Annotated in this window: 14 protein-coding genes; 3 read left to right on the top strand and 11 right to left on the bottom strand. The window is 73.7% G+C overall.

The window, feature by feature from the left end; translation table 11 throughout:
• Positions 1 to 163: 163 nt before the first annotated feature.
• Positions 164 to 1,126: a zinc-binding dehydrogenase gene (locus tag SXIN_RS09760; RefSeq protein ID WP_019710101.1), complete on the top strand. Its 963-nt coding sequence runs from the start codon at positions 164 to 166 to the stop codon at positions 1,124 to 1,126.
• Between the two features lie 135 nt (positions 1,127 to 1,261).
• On the opposite strand, the gene SXIN_RS09755 is transcribed toward SXIN_RS09760, so the two are convergent.
• From SXIN_RS09755 to SXIN_RS09705, 11 genes are all read right to left on the bottom strand, one after another.
• A complete protein-coding gene (locus SXIN_RS09755) occupies positions 1,262 to 2,320 on the bottom strand; it encodes a PadR family transcriptional regulator (protein ID WP_095756869.1) in 1,059 nt (352 codons plus the stop codon).
• A gap of 1 nt (position 2,321) precedes the next feature.
• Complete coding sequence (locus tag SXIN_RS09750) at positions 2,322 to 3,338, bottom strand: DUF4097 family beta strand repeat-containing protein (RefSeq protein ID WP_095756868.1); 1,017 nt, start codon at positions 3,336 to 3,338, stop codon at positions 2,322 to 2,324.
• 176 nt (positions 3,339 to 3,514) lie between these two features.
• The gene (locus tag SXIN_RS09745) at positions 3,515 to 3,694 is read right to left on the bottom strand and encodes a DUF6104 family protein (protein WP_019710098.1); all 180 of its coding nucleotides are present in this window, start codon (positions 3,692 to 3,694) and stop codon (positions 3,515 to 3,517) included.
• A 208-nt stretch (positions 3,695 to 3,902) separates the two neighbouring features.
• Positions 3,903 to 7,733, bottom strand: coding sequence for a multifunctional oxoglutarate decarboxylase/oxoglutarate dehydrogenase thiamine pyrophosphate-binding subunit/dihydrolipoyllysine-residue succinyltransferase subunit (locus tag SXIN_RS09740; RefSeq protein ID WP_095756867.1), 3,831 nt, complete (start codon positions 7,731 to 7,733; stop codon positions 3,903 to 3,905).
• Between the two features lie 296 nt (positions 7,734 to 8,029).
• Positions 8,030 to 9,154, bottom strand: coding sequence for a HAMP domain-containing sensor histidine kinase (locus tag SXIN_RS09735; protein WP_019710096.1), 1,125 nt, complete (start codon positions 9,152 to 9,154; stop codon positions 8,030 to 8,032).
• A complete protein-coding gene (locus SXIN_RS09730) occupies positions 9,151 to 9,900 on the bottom strand; it encodes a response regulator transcription factor (protein ID WP_019710095.1) in 750 nt (249 codons plus the stop codon). Before SXIN_RS09730 ends, SXIN_RS09735 begins: the two co-directional genes overlap by 4 nt.
• Before the next feature lie 92 nt (positions 9,901 to 9,992).
• Complete coding sequence (locus SXIN_RS09725) at positions 9,993 to 10,769, bottom strand: spermidine synthase family protein (RefSeq protein WP_019710094.1); 777 nt, start codon at positions 10,767 to 10,769, stop codon at positions 9,993 to 9,995.
• A gap of 152 nt (positions 10,770 to 10,921) precedes the next feature.
• Complete coding sequence (locus tag SXIN_RS09720; RefSeq protein WP_019710093.1) at positions 10,922 to 12,259, bottom strand: hypothetical protein; 1,338 nt, start codon at positions 12,257 to 12,259, stop codon at positions 10,922 to 10,924.
• Positions 12,259 to 13,053 (bottom strand): ATP-binding cassette domain-containing protein, encoded by a 795-nt coding sequence (locus SXIN_RS09715; RefSeq protein ID WP_050930933.1) that lies wholly within the window; start codon positions 13,051 to 13,053, stop codon positions 12,259 to 12,261. Before SXIN_RS09715 ends, SXIN_RS09720 begins: the two co-directional genes overlap by 1 nt.
• Positions 13,054 to 13,124: 71 nt before the next feature.
• Positions 13,125 to 14,114: a zf-HC2 domain-containing protein gene (locus SXIN_RS09710; RefSeq protein ID WP_019710091.1), complete on the bottom strand. Its 990-nt coding sequence runs from the start codon at positions 14,112 to 14,114 to the stop codon at positions 13,125 to 13,127.
• A complete protein-coding gene (locus tag SXIN_RS09705; RefSeq protein WP_019710090.1) occupies positions 14,111 to 14,701 on the bottom strand; it encodes an RNA polymerase sigma factor in 591 nt (196 codons plus the stop codon). Before SXIN_RS09705 ends, SXIN_RS09710 begins: the two co-directional genes overlap by 4 nt.
• 100 nt (positions 14,702 to 14,801) lie before the next feature.
• Between SXIN_RS09705 and SXIN_RS09700 the strand changes: the two genes are divergently transcribed.
• Positions 14,802 to 15,275: an ATP-binding protein gene (locus SXIN_RS09700; RefSeq protein ID WP_019710089.1), complete on the top strand. Its 474-nt coding sequence runs from the start codon at positions 14,802 to 14,804 to the stop codon at positions 15,273 to 15,275.
• Between the two features lie 48 nt (positions 15,276 to 15,323).
• A complete protein-coding gene (locus SXIN_RS09695) occupies positions 15,324 to 15,749 on the top strand; it encodes a helix-turn-helix transcriptional regulator (protein WP_019710088.1) in 426 nt (141 codons plus the stop codon).
• Positions 15,750 to 15,751 lie beyond the last annotated feature (2 nt).

The following is a 15,751-nucleotide window of genomic DNA, read 5'->3' as shown; positions in this document are numbered from 1 at the left end:
GCGAATACTGCCCTCCCGGCCGCCCCTCGCTGCCCGCCCGCTTCCTCAAGCGGGGGGCGCGGGGGCAACGGGGAGGCGCCGGGGCCGCCGGCCGGGGGCACGCGGCGCGCGTCACACCCGTGCGTGGTTCCGTGGGCTCGCCCCGGCGATCTAGGGTCGGATCATGTTCGCCGCCTACGCAGCTCGTATCGACCGTGACCAGCCGCTCAACGGACTGGAAGTGGGTGAGCGCCCCGCGCCCACGGCCCGTTCCGGCTGGACGACCGTCAACGTCAGGGCCGCCTCGCTCAACCACCACGACCTGTGGTCCCTGCGCGGTGTCGGTCTCGGTGAGGAAGCGCTCCCCATGATCCTCGGCTGCGACGCGGCCGGGACCGACGAGGACGGCAACGAGGTGGTGATCCACTCCGTCATCGGCCAGAGCGGCCACGGGGTGGGCCCCAAGGAGCCGCGCTCCATCCTCACCGAGCGCTACCAGGGCACCTTCGCCGAGCAGGTCACCGTCCCCGCCTGGAACGTGCTGCCCAAGCCGAAGGAGCTCAGCTTCGAGGAGGCGGCCTGTCTGCCGACCGCCTGGCTGACCGCGTACCGGATGCTCTTCACCAACGCCGGTGTCCGGCCCGGGGACGCGGTCCTCGTCCAGGGCGCCGGCGGCGGCGTGGCCACGGCCGCGATCGTCCTCGGCCGGGCGGCCGGGCTGCGGGTGTACGCCACCAGCCGGGACGAGGCCAAGCGGCGGCGGGCGGTGGAGCTGGGCGCCTACGAGGCGTACGAGCCCGGCGCGCGGCTGCCGGAGCGGGTGGACGCGGTGATGGAGACGGTGGGCGCCGCCACCTGGTCGCACTCCGTCAAGTCGCTGAAGCCGGGCGGCACTCTGGTGATCTCCGGGGCGACCAGCGGGCCGAACCCGAAGAGCGCCGAGCTGAACCGGATCTTCTTCCTGGAGCTCAAGGTCGTCGGCTCCACGATGGGCAGCAAGGACGAGCTGGAGGACCTGCTCAGCTTCTGCGCCGGCGCGGGCGTGCGGCCCGTGATCGACTCCGTGCTGCCGCTGGACCGGGCGCGGGAGGGCTTCGAGAAGATGGCGGGCGGCGACCTCTTCGGCAAGATCGTGCTCACGGTGTGACGCGCCGGACCGGGTCCTCCGGGGCCCGGTCCGGCCGGCCCGGGGCCCGTTTTTCCGGGCGCGTACGGCGGCGGCCCCCTCCGGGAGTCCGGAGGGGGCCGCGGCGTGCCGTACTGCCGTCCGGCCGCGCGCCGGTCAGGGGCGGTCGGGGTCGCGCAGTACGACTCCGATGCGGGCGGCCGCCGTGGAGAGGTGGCGGCGGGCCTCCCGGAGCTGTTCCTCCGTCACGCCGTGGTCGCGGGCCGCGTCGCGGATGTCGTCGCGGAAGCGGTCCAGCAGCCGCTCCAGGTCGCGTACGGGGTCCCCGGAGGGCTCCGGGGCCTCCCGCGCCCACTCGGGCTCGGGCGGGGCGGTGCCGGGCGCGGTGCCGGTCTCCGGAGCCATACCGGTGTCCGTGCTCGTCTCTGTGCTCGTCTCCGGGCCCGGGCCGGCGCCCGTCCGGCCGCCGGGGCCGCCCGAGAAGCGGTTGACCTCGCGGGTGATCTCCGCGAAACCCTCCCGCACCGCGCGCTGCCAGTCGCCGGTGCGGATGTGCTCCTGCGTCTGGTCCTGGAGGCGGCGGGCGAGCCGCTGGATCTCCTCCACGACGGCGTCCTGGGCGTCCCGGGCCGGCCCGCCGGCCCGCCGGGCCTTCCGCTCGGCGCGGCGGCTCTCCTGCGCGGCGCGGTGCGCCTGACGTTCCTTGGCGCGGCGGGTTTCCTCCTGGGCCCGCCGCCGGGCGCCCCCGTCGCCGGGAGCGCCGGGCTCCGCGGGGCCGCTGCCGTACTCGCCGCGGTGCGCGCGGGCGGTGCCGGAGGTGCGGGCCGTGCGGGCCCGCTCGGCCGCCGCGCGCATCTCGCGGCGCAGCTCGCTGGCGGAGCCGCGCACGTCCTCGCGGATCTCGGCGGCCAGGACCGCGACGGACTCCCGGATCTCGCGCTCCAGATCCGCCAATTCTGCCTGGCGCGCGGTGAGTTCGTCCCGTCCGGCCTCGGTGAGGGTGTAGACCTTGCGGCCGCCCTCGGTGGCGTGGCTGACCAGGCCCTCGCTCTCCAGTTTGGCGAGGCGCGGGTAGACGGTGCCGGCGGACGGCGCGTAGAGGCCCTGGAAGCGCTCCTCCAGGAGCCGGATCACCTCGTAGCCGTGGCGCGGTGCCTCGTCCAGCAGCTTGAGCAGGTAGAGGCGGAGCCGGCCGTGGGCGAAGACGGGGGGCATGTCAGAGCACCTTCTTGTCGTCCGCGGTGTGCGCCGAGCCCGCGGGGTCCGTGGTGTCCGCGGAGTCCGTGGTGTCCGCCGCGTCCGGACCGGGTGCCTCCTCCGAGGCGCCGGCCGTGTTCCCCGGCCCGCCGCGCGGGTCCGTTCCCGGGCCGCGACGGGGCGGCCGGACCCGGGCCGGGACCGGGTCCTCCTCGGCCCCCGGAGGGCGGCGGAGCAGCGCTATGGCGCCGGTGACACTGGTGACCCTCAGCCTGCCGCCGCCGTCCCCGAGCCGGCCGCTGATCTTCTTGGCGCCCCAGTGGCCGTCGATGTCGAGATCCTCGAAGGCGCAGGAGACGGCTCCGCCCGCGGTGTGCGCCTCGACCGTGGTGTCGGCGCGCCGCGGGAGCCGGACGGCGACCTCGCCGGAGACGGTGTTCAGCCGGACGTCCGACTCCCAGCCGGCGGTGGCGAGGTCGATGACCATGTTGCCGCTGACCGTGTCGGCGCGTACGGAGCGGCCGGAGCCCTCGATGACGGTGAGGTCGCCGGAGACCGAGTTGAAGCGCAGATCGCCGGTGACGGCCTGCGCCTCGACCCGGCCGGAGACGGTCTCGGCGCGGACCCGGCCGCTCAGCCCGGCGAGGGTGCTGTCCCCGGAGACGCCCCGGAGATCCGTACCGCCGGAGACCCCGGAGACGACGGTGCCCGCACCGACCGTGCCGACCTTGACCCGGCTGCCGGCCGGGACGGTCACCGAGACGGTGACCTCGCGGTCCCGGCCCTTGCGGTCGAGCCACTGGAGGAAGCCCTGCCAGGGCAGGTCGTCGTAGGCGATGGTCAGGGTGGAGTCCTCGTGGACGACGGTGAGCGGTGGCCCGTGCAGCTCGTCGATGTGGAGCCGGGCCGGGCCGCAGCCCTCCGTTCCCACGATGTTGACGTTGCCGCCCACCACGCGGACGTGGACGGCGGTGACGGGTGCGTCGAGGACGAACTTGCGCGCCTCGGTGACGGACCACTGGGACCGGGCTGGCATGGGCCTGACCTGACCTTCCTCCGGGCGGACGGCAGCACGCAACATATCGCGTCTACCGGAAGACACGATATATCGCGGATGGGGGAAGTCAACAGGCGAGGCCGGCCGGTGCGGCCCGGCCCGGCACGGCACGCAGCGAGTGCGTGCGGGGTTGAGCCGGCCGGTCGCCGTAGCGGCTACTCGTCGTCCTCGTCGTCGAGGCGGGCCAGCCAGGTGGCCAGGCGGTCCACCGGCACCTCGAAGTCCGGGTTGAGGTCGACGAACTCCCGGAGCCGCTCGGCCACCCAGGACAGCGGGACCTCCTCCTCGCCGCGCCGGTTCTCCAGCTCCTCGATACCGCGGTCGGTGAAATACAACGTGCGCTCCGCCAGGACGATCGGTGGGATGGGGCGGGGTCAGGATATTCCCGTCCGGAGGAGGGCCCTCCGCGGCCCCGGGAAGCCCGGGCGGTGCGGCGGCCGGGGCACCGGCGCGGAACGGGCCGGGCCCCCACCGCGGGGGTGGGGGCCCGGCCCGTTCGCCGTGCTGCCGTGTCCGGAGGACAGGTGCCGGACAGGTGCCGGATCAGGCGTCGAACACCTCGTTGACGAGCTGCTGCTGCTCCGCCTGGTGGCGCTTGGCCGAGCCGACCGCCGGGGAGGAGGAGTGCGGCCGGGAGATCCGGCGCAGCCGCTCGGCGGGCGGGAGGCCCGCGCCGACCGAGAGGTCCAGGTGGTCGATCAGGTTGAGGGCGATGAAGGGCCATGCGCCCTGGTTCGCCGGCTCCTCCTGCGCCCAGATGTACTTCTCGGTGCTGGTGTAGCGGGAGATCTCCGCCTGGAGCTCCTTGCCGGGCAGCGGGTAGAGCCGCTCCAGCCGGACCAGGGCGGTGTCGTGGGCACCGCGCTTCTCCCGCTCGGCGAGCAGGTCGTAGTAGACCTTGCCGGAGCAGAAGACGACCTTGCGGACGGCCGCCGCGTCCACCGTGTCGTCGCCGATCACCGGGCGGAAGCCGCCGGTGGTGAACTCCTCGGCCTTCGACGCCGCCGCCTTCAGCCGGAGCATCGACTTCGGGGTGAAGACGATCAGCGGCTTGTGGTGCGGGTTGTGCACCTGCCAGCGCAGCAGGTGGAAGTAGTTCGACGGCAGGGTGGGCATGGCGACCGTCATGCTGTTCTGCGCGCAGAGCTGGAGGAAGCGCTCGATCCGGGCCGAGGAGTGGTCCGGGCCCTGGCCCTCGTAGCCGTGCGGCAGCAGCAGGGTGACGCCGGAGGTCTGGCCCCACTTCTGCTCGGCGGAGGAGATGAACTCGTCCACGATGGTCTGCGCGCCGTTGACGAAGTCGCCGAACTGCGCCTCCCACATCACCAGGGCGTCCGGGCGGGCCAGCGAGTAGCCGTACTCGAAGCCCATCGCCGCGTACTCGCTGAGCAGTGAGTCGTAGACGTTGTAGCGGGCCTGGTCCTCCGACAGGTACAGCAGCGGGGTGTAGTCGTCGCCGGTCTCCCGGTCGACGAGGACCGCGTGCCGCTGGCCGAAGGTGCCGCGGCGGGAGTCCTGGCCCGCGAGGCGGACCGGGGTGCCCTCCATGAGCAGCGAGCCGATGGCCAGGGTCTCGCCCATGCCCCAGTCGATCGTGCCGTCCTCGACCTGCGCCGCGCGGCGCTGGAGCTGCGGCATCAGCCGCGGGTGGACGGTGATCCGGTCGGGGATGTTGGTCTGCGACTCGGCGATGCGCTTGACGACCTCGTAGGAGATCGCGGTGTCGACCTTCACCGGGAACTCGGCCTGCGGCTCCGGGACCTCGGGGGCCATCGGCGCCGCGGTGGCGTCGCGGACCTCGGTGAAGACCTTCTCCAGCTGGCCCTGGTAGTCCTGGAGCGCCTGCTCGGCCTCCTCGACGGTGATGTCGCCCCGGCCGATCAGCGACTCGGTGTAGAGCTTGCGCACCGAGCGCTTCTTGTCGATCAGGTCGTACATCAGCGGCTGGGTGAAGCCCGGGTTGTCGGACTCGTTGTGGCCGCGGCGCCGGTAGCAGATCAGGTCGATCACGACGTCCTTGTTGAACGCCTGGCGGAACTCGAAGGCGAGCCGCGCGACGCGGACCACGGCCTCCGGGTCGTCACCGTTCACATGGAAGATCGGCGCCTCGATCATGCGGGCCACGTCGGTGGCGTACATGGAGGAGCGGGCCGACTCCGGCGCGGCGGTGAAGCCGACCTGGTTGTTGATGACGATGTGCAGGGTGCCGCCGGTGCGGTAGCCCCGCAGCTGGGACATGTTGAGCGTCTCCGCCACGACGCCCTGGCCGGCGAAGGCCGCGTCGCCGTGGAGCTGGACGGGGAGGACGGTGAAGTCCGTGCCGCCCTTGCCGATGATGTCCTGCTTGGCGCGGGCGATGCCCTCGACGATCGGGTCGACGGCCTCCAGGTGCGAGGGGTTGGCGGCGAGCGAGACCTTGATCTGCTCACCGTCCAGGCCGGTGAAGGTGCCCTCGGCGCCCAGGTGGTACTTCACGTCGCCGGAGCCGTGCATCGACTTCGGGTCGAGGTTGCCCTCGAACTCCCGGAAGATCTGCGCGTAGGACTTGCCGACGATGTTGGCCAGGACGTTCAGCCGGCCGCGGTGGGCCATGCCGATGACGACCTCGTCCAGCCGCGACTCGGCGGCCGAGTCGAGCACCGCGTCCAGCAGCGGGATGACGGACTCGCCGCCCTCCAGCGAGAAGCGCTTCTGGCCAACGTACTTGGTCTGCAGGAACGTCTCGAACGCCTCGGCGGCGTTGAGCCGGCGCAGGATGCGCAGCTGCTCCTCGCGTTCCGGGTGGTCGTGGCCGCGCTCCACGCGGTCCTGGATCCACTTGCGCTCCTTGGGATCCTGGATGTGCATGAACTCGATGCCGGTGGTGCGGCAGTACGAGTCCCGGAGCACGCCGAGGATGTCGCGGAGCTTCATCATCGAGCGGCCCGCGAAGCCGCCGACGGCGAACTCGCGCTCCAGGTCCCACAGGGTGAGGCCGTGCTCGATGATGTCCAGGTCGGGGTGCTTGCGCTGCATGTACTCCAGCGGGTCGGTGTCGGCCATGACGTGGCCGCGCACCCGGTAGGCGTGGATCAGGTCGAAGACCCGGGCCGCCTTGGTGACGTCGTCGTCGTGCGAGACGTCGATGTCGCGGAGCCAGCGGACCGGCTCGTAGGGGATGCGCAGCGACTTGAAGACCTCGTCGTAGAAGTCGTTCTCGCCGAGCAGCAGCTGGTTCATGATCCGCAGGAACTCGCCGGAGGCGGCCCCCTGGATCACGCGGTGGTCATAGGTGCTCGTGAGCGTCATGACCTTGGAGATGCCGAGCTTGTTGAGCGTGTCCTGGGAGGTGCCCTGGAACTCCGCCGGGTACTCCATGGCGCCGACACCGAGGATCAGGCCCTGACCGGGCATCAGCCGCGGCACGGAGTGCACGGTGCCGATGCCGCCGGGGTTGGTGAGGGAGGCGGTGACGCCGGTGAAGTCCTCCATCGTCAGCTTGTTCGCGCGGGCGCGGCGGACGATGTCCTCGTACGCCTGCCAGAACTCGAAGAAGCTGAGCGTCTCGGCCTTCTTGATCGCCGCGACGACGAGCTGGCGGTCGCCGTTCGGCTTCACCAGGTCGATGGCCAGGCCCAGGTTGACGTGGTCGGGCTTGACCAGCGTCGGCTTGCCGTCCCGCTCGGTGAACGAGTAGTTCATCGAGGGCATGGCCTTGAGCGCCTGCACCATGGCGTAGCCGATGAGGTGCGTGAAGGAGACCTTCCCGCCCCGGGCCCGCTTCAGGTGGTTGTTGATGACGATGCGGTTGTCGAACAGCAGCTTCACCGGGACCGCGCGGACGGAGGTGGCCGTCGGCAGTTCCAGCGAGGCGTTCATGTTCTTCGCCACGGCGGCCGACGGGCCGCGCAGCGTGACGTACTCCGGCCCCTCGGCGGGCGCCGCGGGTTCGGCCGCGGCCTTGGCCGGTGCCTTCTTCGCGGGCGCCTCGGCGGGCTTGGCCGCCGGCTCGGCCGGGGCCTTCGCCGCGGGGGCGGGCGCCGGCTTCCGCTCGGCGGGCTTCTGCCCGGCGGGCTCGGCGGCCGGCTTCGGCTGCGCCGCGGGCGCGGCGGCCCGGGCCGGTGCGGGTGCGGCCGGCGGCGCGGATGCCGCCTCGCCGTTCGCTGCCGGGGCGGGCCTGGCCGGGGCGGCCGCTGCCGACCCGGTGTCGGCTCCCGGCTTGTAGTCGGCGAAGAAGTCCCACCAGGCTCGGTCGACCGAGTTCGGGTCCTGGAGGTACTGCTGGTAGATCTCGTCGACGAGCCACTCATTGGGACCGAAGGCGGCTGCGGGGTTGTTACCCCGTCCGTCCCGGTCGGTCGAGACGCTCGAAGTGTTGGGGGACTGTGGCGACACGGCGGCTACCGCCCTCTTCCGCTTCCTAAGGTGGTGGACAGCGGAAATAAAGGCTACGCCTCTTACCGCGTCCGGTGCAGGCCGGGCTGGTCAGTCGTCGCGCAAGTCACACTGACCGACTGGTTTCGGGGCAGCGCGCGGCGGGAAAATCCCCAGGTTTCGCGTCGGTGCGGGATCCCGGGGATCGCCGCCGGGCGGCGACGGCCTCCCGCTGCCGCGACCTCCGGCCGCGCGCCGCGGGCCGGGATGCCGTGGGCATCCCATCCGAACGGGCGCTTCCGCTTCCGCACCCTACGTCAACCCTGCCCTTGACGGCTGCCCGGGAGAGTGACCTTTATGCGGCAGCCGCGCGGCGACTCGGCCACACCGATCGAGCCGCCGTGGAGATCCACCGCCCAGCGGGCGATGGCCAGCCCGAGCCCCGTGCCGCCGTCGCTGCCGGGGCCGTGCGGGGTCGAGACGCGGCCGCGGTTGAAGCGCTCGAAGATCCGGGCCCGCTCCGGCTCCGGGATGCCGGGCCCCTCGTCCAGCACCTCCAGCACCACGCTCCCCGGCTCCTCGCCGTGGCGCGCGCGCAGCGTCACCCGGCCCTGCGGAGGGCTGTGCTTGATCGCGTTGTCGACGAGGTTGGCCACCACCTGGTGCAGCCGCTCGGCGTCCGCGTACCCGGTCAGCTCCGGCGGTGAGACGTCCAGATGGAGATGGACGTCCGCCCGGCCCGGCAGGCCCGTGGTGGCGGCCCGGCCGCGCGCCGCGTTGGCGATGCCGGCCTCCTTGATGATCCCGGAGAGATACGGCCAGACCTCGAAGCGCCGGGCGTGCAGCGGGACCACGCCGTTGTCGATGCGCGAGAGGTCGAGCAGCGTCTCCACCAGCCGGCCGAGCCGCTCGGTCTGCCCCAGGGCCATCCGCATGGTCTCCGGATCGGCCTCCGAGACCCCGTCGACGACGTTCTCCAGCACCGCCCGCAGCCCCGCGATGGGGGTGCGCAGCTCGTGCGAGACATTGGCCACCAGCTCCTTGCGGTGCCGGTCCACGGCCTCCAGATCGGCCGCCATGTGGTTGAACGTCCGCGCCAGCTCGCCCAGTTCGTCGCGGCGGTGCTCGCGGACCCGGCGGCTGTAGTCACCGTTGGCCATGGCGCGGGCGACGGTCTTCATCTCGTCCAGCGGGGCGGTCAGCCCGTGCGCCACGAACTGGGTGATCAGCATGGTGGCGATGATCGAGAAGATCGTGACGATGCGCAGCTCGGTGGCCGTGTTCAGGGCCATCACCACCAGCAGCGTGGTGATCGTCACCGAGCTGATCACCAGCGCGCCGAGCGCCGCCTTCACCGAACGGTACGGGTCCAGCGGGCGCAGGCTCTCCCAGAAGCGCGCCCACAGGCCGGGCTTCGCCGGCCCGGGCGGGCGGCTGATCACGGTGCGGGTGCGGCCGGGGTCTCGAGCGCGTAGCCGACGCCGTGGACCGTGCGGATCCGCTCGGCGCCGATCTTCCGGCGCAGCGCCTTGATGTGGCTGTCGACGGTGCGGGTGCCGGAGGCGTCCGCCCAGTCCCAGACCTCGGCCAGCAGCTGCTCCCGGGAGAGCACGGCGCGGGGGGTGGCGGCCAGGCAGACGAGCAGGTCGAACTCGGTCGGGGTGAGATGGACGTCCTCGCCGTGCACCCGCACCCGCCGCTGCGCATTGTCGATCTCCAGCTCACCGAGGCGGAGGATGCCGCTGCGCGGGGTGTGCGCGGCGAGCGAGGCCCGCTCCACGCGGCGCAGCAGGACGTGCACCCGGGCCGCCAGTTCGCGCATCGAGAAGGGTTTGGTCATGTAGTCGTCGGCGCCGACGCCGAGGCCCACGAGCATGTCGGTCTCGTCGTCGCGCGCGGTCAGCATCAGCACCGGCACCGGGCGCTGTGCCTGGACCCGGCGGCAGACCTCCAGCCCGTCGAAGCCCGGCAGCATGACGTCGAGGACGAGCAGGTCGGGCTGCCACGTCTGCGCGGTCTCCACGGCGGAGGGCCCGTCGTGCGCGGTCTGTACCTGGAAGCCCTCGGCGCGCAGCCGCACGGAGATCGCGTCCAGGATGGTCGTGTCGTCCTCGACGACGAGGACCCGGCGCTGGTTGCCGGTGGTGGCGCCCGCGGTGCCGCCCGCGCCGTTCTGTATCTGGTCCATTTCGGTCTGCCCCTGCTGTCCCCGTGCCTGGTGCCCCGTGTCTGCCGCGGCGCGTGCTGGCTAGCAGCGTAAAGGCAGGGCGAGGGGCGCGGCTACGCAGGACCGACGGCGAGATGCACGGCGTCCGGTACGCCCCGGGCAACCGGGATCTCTTCCGTCCGTACCCTGAGGAACCCGGCATTCCGCAAGGCCTGTTCGAAAGCGGCGGACGGCCGGGCGGACCAGACGGCGAGCACGCCGCCCGGGGTCAGCCGGGCCCGGCAGACGGCCAGACCGTCCGGGGTGTAGAGGCTGTCGTTGCCCTCGGTGACGGTCCAGTCGGGGCCGTTGTCGATGTCCAGGCAGAGCGCGTCGAAGGTCTCCCCGCGCGGCGCGGTGCTCAGGTGGCGGACGAGATCGGCGTGGACGATCTCCGTCCGGGGGTCGGCCAGCGCCGGGCCGGACACCGCGGCCAGCGGCCCGGAACGGTGCCAGCCGATCACCGCCTCCTCCCGCTCCACGACCGCGATCCGTCCCCAGCGCGGCTCGGCGGCGGCCCGGGCCAGCGAGAAACCGACACCGAGACCGCCGATCAGCACGGAGGGGCGCGGCCGGTCCGCGGGGAGCGCCGCCAGGGCCGCGTCGACGAGCAGCCGCTCGGAGCGGCCGTCGGAGGTGTCCATGAGGAAGCAGCCGTTGGCGATGATCTCGTACCGCCCGCCGCGCCGCCGCAGCACCACCTCGCCGTACGGGCCGTTCCGCCGCTCGACGACCACGGGCTCCCCGTCCGGGCCGTCGTCCCCGTGCACCGCGACCGTGTCCGGCCCCGGGGACGCGGCCGGCGGCGGGGACGACGGGGACGGCGACGACGGGGACGGTGCGGGCTGCATGGGCGGACCGGGTCCTTCTCGGAGCGCCCCGGTTCGGGAAGCCGGGGCGGCGGGCGGGTGGCGATGCTTCCCGTGCGGCGCGGCGGGCCGGCGGGAGGTGCCGCCCAGGGTAGTGATCCACCCGGCCGGCCGGCCCGGACTTTCCCCCGCCGCTACGGCCGGGTGACCCGGTCCGGGTCGCAGGCCCGGGCGGCGGCGAACCAGTCGGCGAACCAGGCCGCGCGTTCCGCGCGGCTCATCGCGTCCAGGGCCTGCACCACGGGGGTGTCGAGCAGGCGGTCGTCCATGGCGCCGGGCCACTGGCCGTGCGCCCACAGCAGCACCTCGTGGCCCCACTCGGGGCGGGTGCCCTCGCTCCGGCAGTCCCAGGAGAGCAGGGACTGGAGGATGGCGTCGCGCTGGAAGTAGTCGAGCCGCCGGTCGCTCCCGAGGGCGCCGCGGTGGACGATGCGGATCTCCACGGCTTCCGGACCCGCGGAGGGGCGGCCGCCCGGCGCTCTCTCCTCGAACCGTGCGGGCGCGCCCGGTGCCCCCGCGGTCAGGCCGTACGCCCAGCGGACAGGGCCGGCCACCCGCTCGCGCATGCCCTCGTGCGCCCGGCGCATACAGATCTGTGGGCGCTCCCCCTCGCAGACGAGCTCCACGGCGGCCCGGTCGTACACCCACACCTTGCCGGGCTGCTGGAGCAGGGGCACCGCCCCGGCGACCGCCACCGCCAGCGGCAGCGCCACCAGCCACTTCCGGCGCGCTCCGGCGGCCAGCAGCATGGCCGCGGCCAGCCCGGCGAACCAGGCCGTGTGCGCCGCGTTCGCCCACCCGGCGAGCGCGTGGCCCTCCCGGGGGTCGAACGAGGCCGGCAGCAGCTGCGCGACGCCGCTGCTCGCCGGTACGTTCCACAGGCTGAGAACGGCGTAGCCGGCCACCGCGACCAAGGGGGCCATGGACCACCACGGGACGTACCGGCCGAGGAGGTGCCCGCCCGCGGCGAAGGCCGCCACCGCGGCCAGGTCCGCGATCACGGGGCCGAGCTGCGGATGCCCGTACGTGGAGGCGTTCGGCCAGGTGAGCGCGGTCATGATGACCCAAGTGACGAGATAGGCGGCCACGGCCGCCAGCCACACCGGGAGCAGACCGGCGGTCAGCCGGTGCAGCGTCGGCCGGGGTGTCGCGCCAGCCCACTCGGCCGTGTGCCGGCGCCGCTCCCGCCCGGCCTCCCAGCAGGCGGCGCCCGCCACCAACGGGCCCAGCAGGATGTGCAGTGTGCGCAGCAGCTGCGCCATGGCCGACCAGTCCGCCCGGTACCGGTCGTGTCCGCCGAACACGGCGATCAGCAGGGCCGCGAGGCAGACGGCGAAGGTCCACGGCGCGATGCCGCGCAGGCTCTCCGTGCGGAGAACGGCGAGCGTGGGGGAGCGCGGGGTGGCGCGGTCCGGCTTCGCGGGGGCCGCGGTGTCCGGGGCGCCGTCCGTCATCAGCGGTGTGGGGGACATCAGAGCGCCGCCTTCCGGGTGTGCCGCGTGCCGTGGTTGTCCGTCCTGCACTCGCGCCGGTGGCGTCGCAGCGCGCTGGTGTAGCCGCGTTCCAGCGGGTTGTCGCCGGGCGCGTCGGTGTCCGTGTCCGCGCACGCGACCAGTTCCTCCGGCGTGCCCCGGAACGCGACGCGGCCGGACTCCAGCAGCGTCACCTCCGCGCAGGCCGGGCCGATGTCCTCGACGAGATGCGTGGAGACCAGCACGGTCGTGTCGCGGCCCAGTTCGCGCAGGAGGGCCCGGAACTCCACTCGGCGCTCGGGGTCCAGGCCGGCCGTCGGTTCGTCGAGGAGCAGCAGCTCGGGTCCGCCGAGGACGGCCTGGGCGATGCCGACCCGGCGGACCGCGCCGCCGGAGAGGGTGCCCAGTTTCCGGTCGAGGGAGGGCCCGAGCCCTACGAGCTCGGCCGCCCGTTCGACGGCGGCGGGTGCCTTCGCGCCGGGCAGCTCCTTCAGCCAGGCGAAATAGCCCAGCGTGTCGCGCACCGTGAAGGACGGGTAGTGGCCGAACTCCTGTGGCAGGTAGCCCAGCCGGCGCCGGATCTCCGTCCGCTCGCGGTGCGTGCCCGGGGTGAGACCGAGCAGGCGGACCTCTCCGGCGGCCGGGCGGGCGACGGTGGCGAGCACCCGCAGCAGCGAGGTCTTCCCCGCTCCGTTCGGGCCGAGCAGGCCGTGCACGCCGGTGCCGAGGGCGAGGTCCACCCCGTCCAGCGCGGTCGTGCGGCGGTGGCGGACGGTCAGGCCCCGGACGGCCAGGCCCCGGACGGCAGGTCGGAGGCCCGCGGGGCCCCGCCCGGTGGGCGTGGACACCGGATCGGAGGAGGTGGTCACAGTCGCTCCAGACGGTCGAAGGAGGTGCGGCGCAGGACCAGCAGCCCGCCGCACAGGACGCCGGCGGCCGCCCAGGCGCTCTGTGCGGGTGTGCCGGAGAGTGCGCCGAGGGACGTGGTCAGCAGTGCGGCCGGATCGGCGGGACCGGCCCGGTCCGCCGTACCGGGGGCGGCCGCCGCTCCGGTGGAGACCAGGAGCAGCAGCCAGGCGGTGCCGGTGCTGGCGGCAGCGCGCAGGCAGCCGCAACAGGAGGCCACCAGCAGGGTCAGCAGGGTCAGCGTCAGTCCCGGGAGCAGCCAGGCGTGGGCGCCGGGGCCGCCGTCCGGTTCCGGCATCAGCAGCCCGGCGGCGGTGAGCAGCGGAACGCACACCGCGAGAACCCAGCCAGTGCGCACCAGCAGCAGCCGCAGCCCGGCAGCGGGGGTCGCGGCGACGGCCTCGTACAGCGGATCGGCGTGCCGGCCGTACGAGGCGGCGACACCGGCGACCGGCAGAAGGGGCGCGACCGCCAGCAGCAGCGGCCGGGCGGCCGCGGTGCCGGACAGCCGTGCGAGCAGCACCGCGGCGGCCGTGACGAGGATCAGGGACAGCAGCCAGGAGCGTCCGAGCGCGGGGCCGGCGGACCGGGCCGACCAGAGGAACCGGGTCGTGCGGGACGGGCGCCCCGGACGGCCGGCGGCCGCCGTCGTCTCCGTGGCTTTCCGGGTGGCTTTCCGGGCCGCGGACGCCGGGACCGCGGGAACAGGGGCCGGACCGTGGACGTTCTCCGCCGCACCGGCGAGGACCGCCGCCAGCACCCCGGCCCGCACCTCACGGAGGGCCTGCCCGGCGAGACCGGAGCGGGCCGCCGCGGAGACCAGCCGCGCGCAGGGGGAGCAGGTCTCCACATGCGTCTCCAGCGCCCACGCCTCGGGCTCGGGGAGCGTTCCGTCCGTGTAGGCGGACGCCCGGCCGGGCTCCACATGCCCCGCGGCGTCGCGGCTCATACGGCACCTCCTACGGAATCGGGGGAGCGGACGCCCAGCCGGGAGAGGGCCTCCCGCAGTTCGCGGCGTGCGCGCAGGGCCCGGGTCTTGACGGTGCCCTCCGGTATGCCGAGCAGCCCGGCCGCCTGGCGGGTGGACAGGCCATCGACCACGGTGGCGCGAAGGACGTCCCGCAGTTCGGGGGAGAGCCCGTCGAGTGCGGTGCCCAGGTCCCCGAACTCCACGCCGGACAGCACGCGTTCCTCCGCCGACGGCGCGACGGCACGGGCGGCGCCGTGCTCCCGCCGTGCGTGCGCCTCCTGCACCTCGGCGGTACGGGCCTGCGCGCGCCGGGCGTCCACCAGGCGGCGGGCGGCGATCACCCAGAGCCAGCCCCCCGCCTCGCCACCCCGGTGTCCGGCGGCGGACCGCCAGACGGTGACGAAGGTGTCCTGCAGCACCTCGCGGACGGTCTCGGGATCGGGGCAGCGGCGCGCCAGCCGTGTGTGCAGCCAGCCGGCATGGCGGTCGTACAGTTCGGCGAGCGCCTGGGCGTCGCCGGCCGCGACCGCGCGCAGCAGCTCGGCGTCGCTCGGGTCGGCCCCCACGGGGCGGAACGGTCTCACACTCCTCTATCGCGCCCGCGTTCACTCCCGGTTCACGGGCAGGCGGAGGTTCCCCGGCGAGCAATACGGACAGGAGATATCCATGAGTGCCAAAACCGTCGCCCCCCTCGCTCATGTCCACCGCGTTCCGCACGAGCCTCCCGAGGACTGGGAGTATTCCCTGCAGCTGCCGCACGACCCCAGGGGCCCGCGCATAGCGCGCTCCACCGTCCGTACGGTGCTCGCCGAACACGGACTGGGGGATCTCGCGGACCGGGCCGAGCTGCTCACCTCCGAGCTGGCCACCAACGCCTTCCGCTACTCCGACGGCCAGACCGCGGTCCGGCTCAAGTGGCGCGAGGGGACGCTGCGCGTCAGCGTCTGGGACACCTCGCCGAGCCGTCCGGCGCCCGTCATCGCCGGGCCGCAGAGCGAGAGCGGCCGCGGTCTGCTGCTGCTCTCCCTGATCGCGGACGACTGGGGCATCCTCGACCTGGAGAAGGGGCACCCGGCGGTCGGCGGCAAGGTCGTCTGGTTCACGCTGTGCCGCCCGGTGCTCAGAACCGGCACCCTCTAGGAGCCCGCTGACCGCTGACCCCTGACCGCTCCGTGGGAGGGTGGTCCCGTGACCTTGGAGGATCTCGTCCGGCTGCGCCGGGCCCGTGACCGGATGGACCGCGACTACGCGAAGCCGCTCGACGTGCCGGCGCTGGCGCGCACCGCGCTCATGTCGCCCGGCCACTTCTCCCGCAGCTTCCGGGCCGCTTTCGGGGAGAGCCCGTACAGCTATCTGATGACGCGCCGGATCGAGCGGGCCAAGGCGCTGCTGCGCCGGGGCGACCTGTCCGTGACGGAGGTCTGCTTCGCCGTCGGCTGCACCTCGCTGGGATCGTTCAGCTCGCGGTTCACCGAACTGGTCGGCGAGAGCCCGAGCGCCTACCGGGCCCGCCCGCACGACGAGGGCGCCGCCATCCCGGCCTGCATCGCGAAAATCCACACGCGACCGGTCAGGAATGGAGAAGCGAAAGGCGCCGCACCGCCCGTAGCGTGACG

The organism is Streptomyces xinghaiensis S187, assembly GCF_000220705.2.
GTDB lineage: Bacteria > Actinomycetota > Actinomycetes > Streptomycetales > Streptomycetaceae > Streptomyces > Streptomyces xinghaiensis.
Note: the sequence above shows the minus strand (reverse complement) of the source record. Positions and strands in the feature narration are given on the sequence as shown.

Bases quoted from the DNA above. Each gene is read 5' to 3' on its own strand.
- SXIN_RS09760 (WP_019710101.1), top strand. From the start codon at position 164: ATGTTCGCCGCCTACGCAGCTCGTATCGACCGTGACCAGCCGCTCAAC.
- SXIN_RS09755 (WP_095756869.1), bottom strand. From the start codon at position 2,320: ATGCCCCCCGTCTTCGCCCACGGCCGGCTCCGCCTCTACCTGCTCAAG.
- SXIN_RS09750 (WP_095756868.1), bottom strand. From the start codon at position 3,338: ATGCCAGCCCGGTCCCAGTGGTCCGTCACCGAGGCGCGCAAGTTCGTC.
- SXIN_RS09730 (WP_019710095.1), bottom strand. From the start codon at position 9,900: ATGGACCAGATACAGAACGGCGCGGGCGGCACCGCGGGCGCCACCACC.
- SXIN_RS09725 (WP_019710094.1), bottom strand. From the start codon at position 10,769: ATGCAGCCCGCACCGTCCCCGTCGTCGCCGTCCCCGTCGTCCCCGCCG.
- SXIN_RS09720 (WP_019710093.1), bottom strand. From the start codon at position 12,259: ATGTCCCCCACACCGCTGATGACGGACGGCGCCCCGGACACCGCGGCC.
- SXIN_RS09710 (WP_019710091.1), bottom strand. From the start codon at position 14,114: ATGAGCCGCGACGCCGCGGGGCATGTGGAGCCCGGCCGGGCGTCCGCC.
- SXIN_RS09700 (WP_019710089.1), top strand. From the start codon at position 14,802: ATGAGTGCCAAAACCGTCGCCCCCCTCGCTCATGTCCACCGCGTTCCG.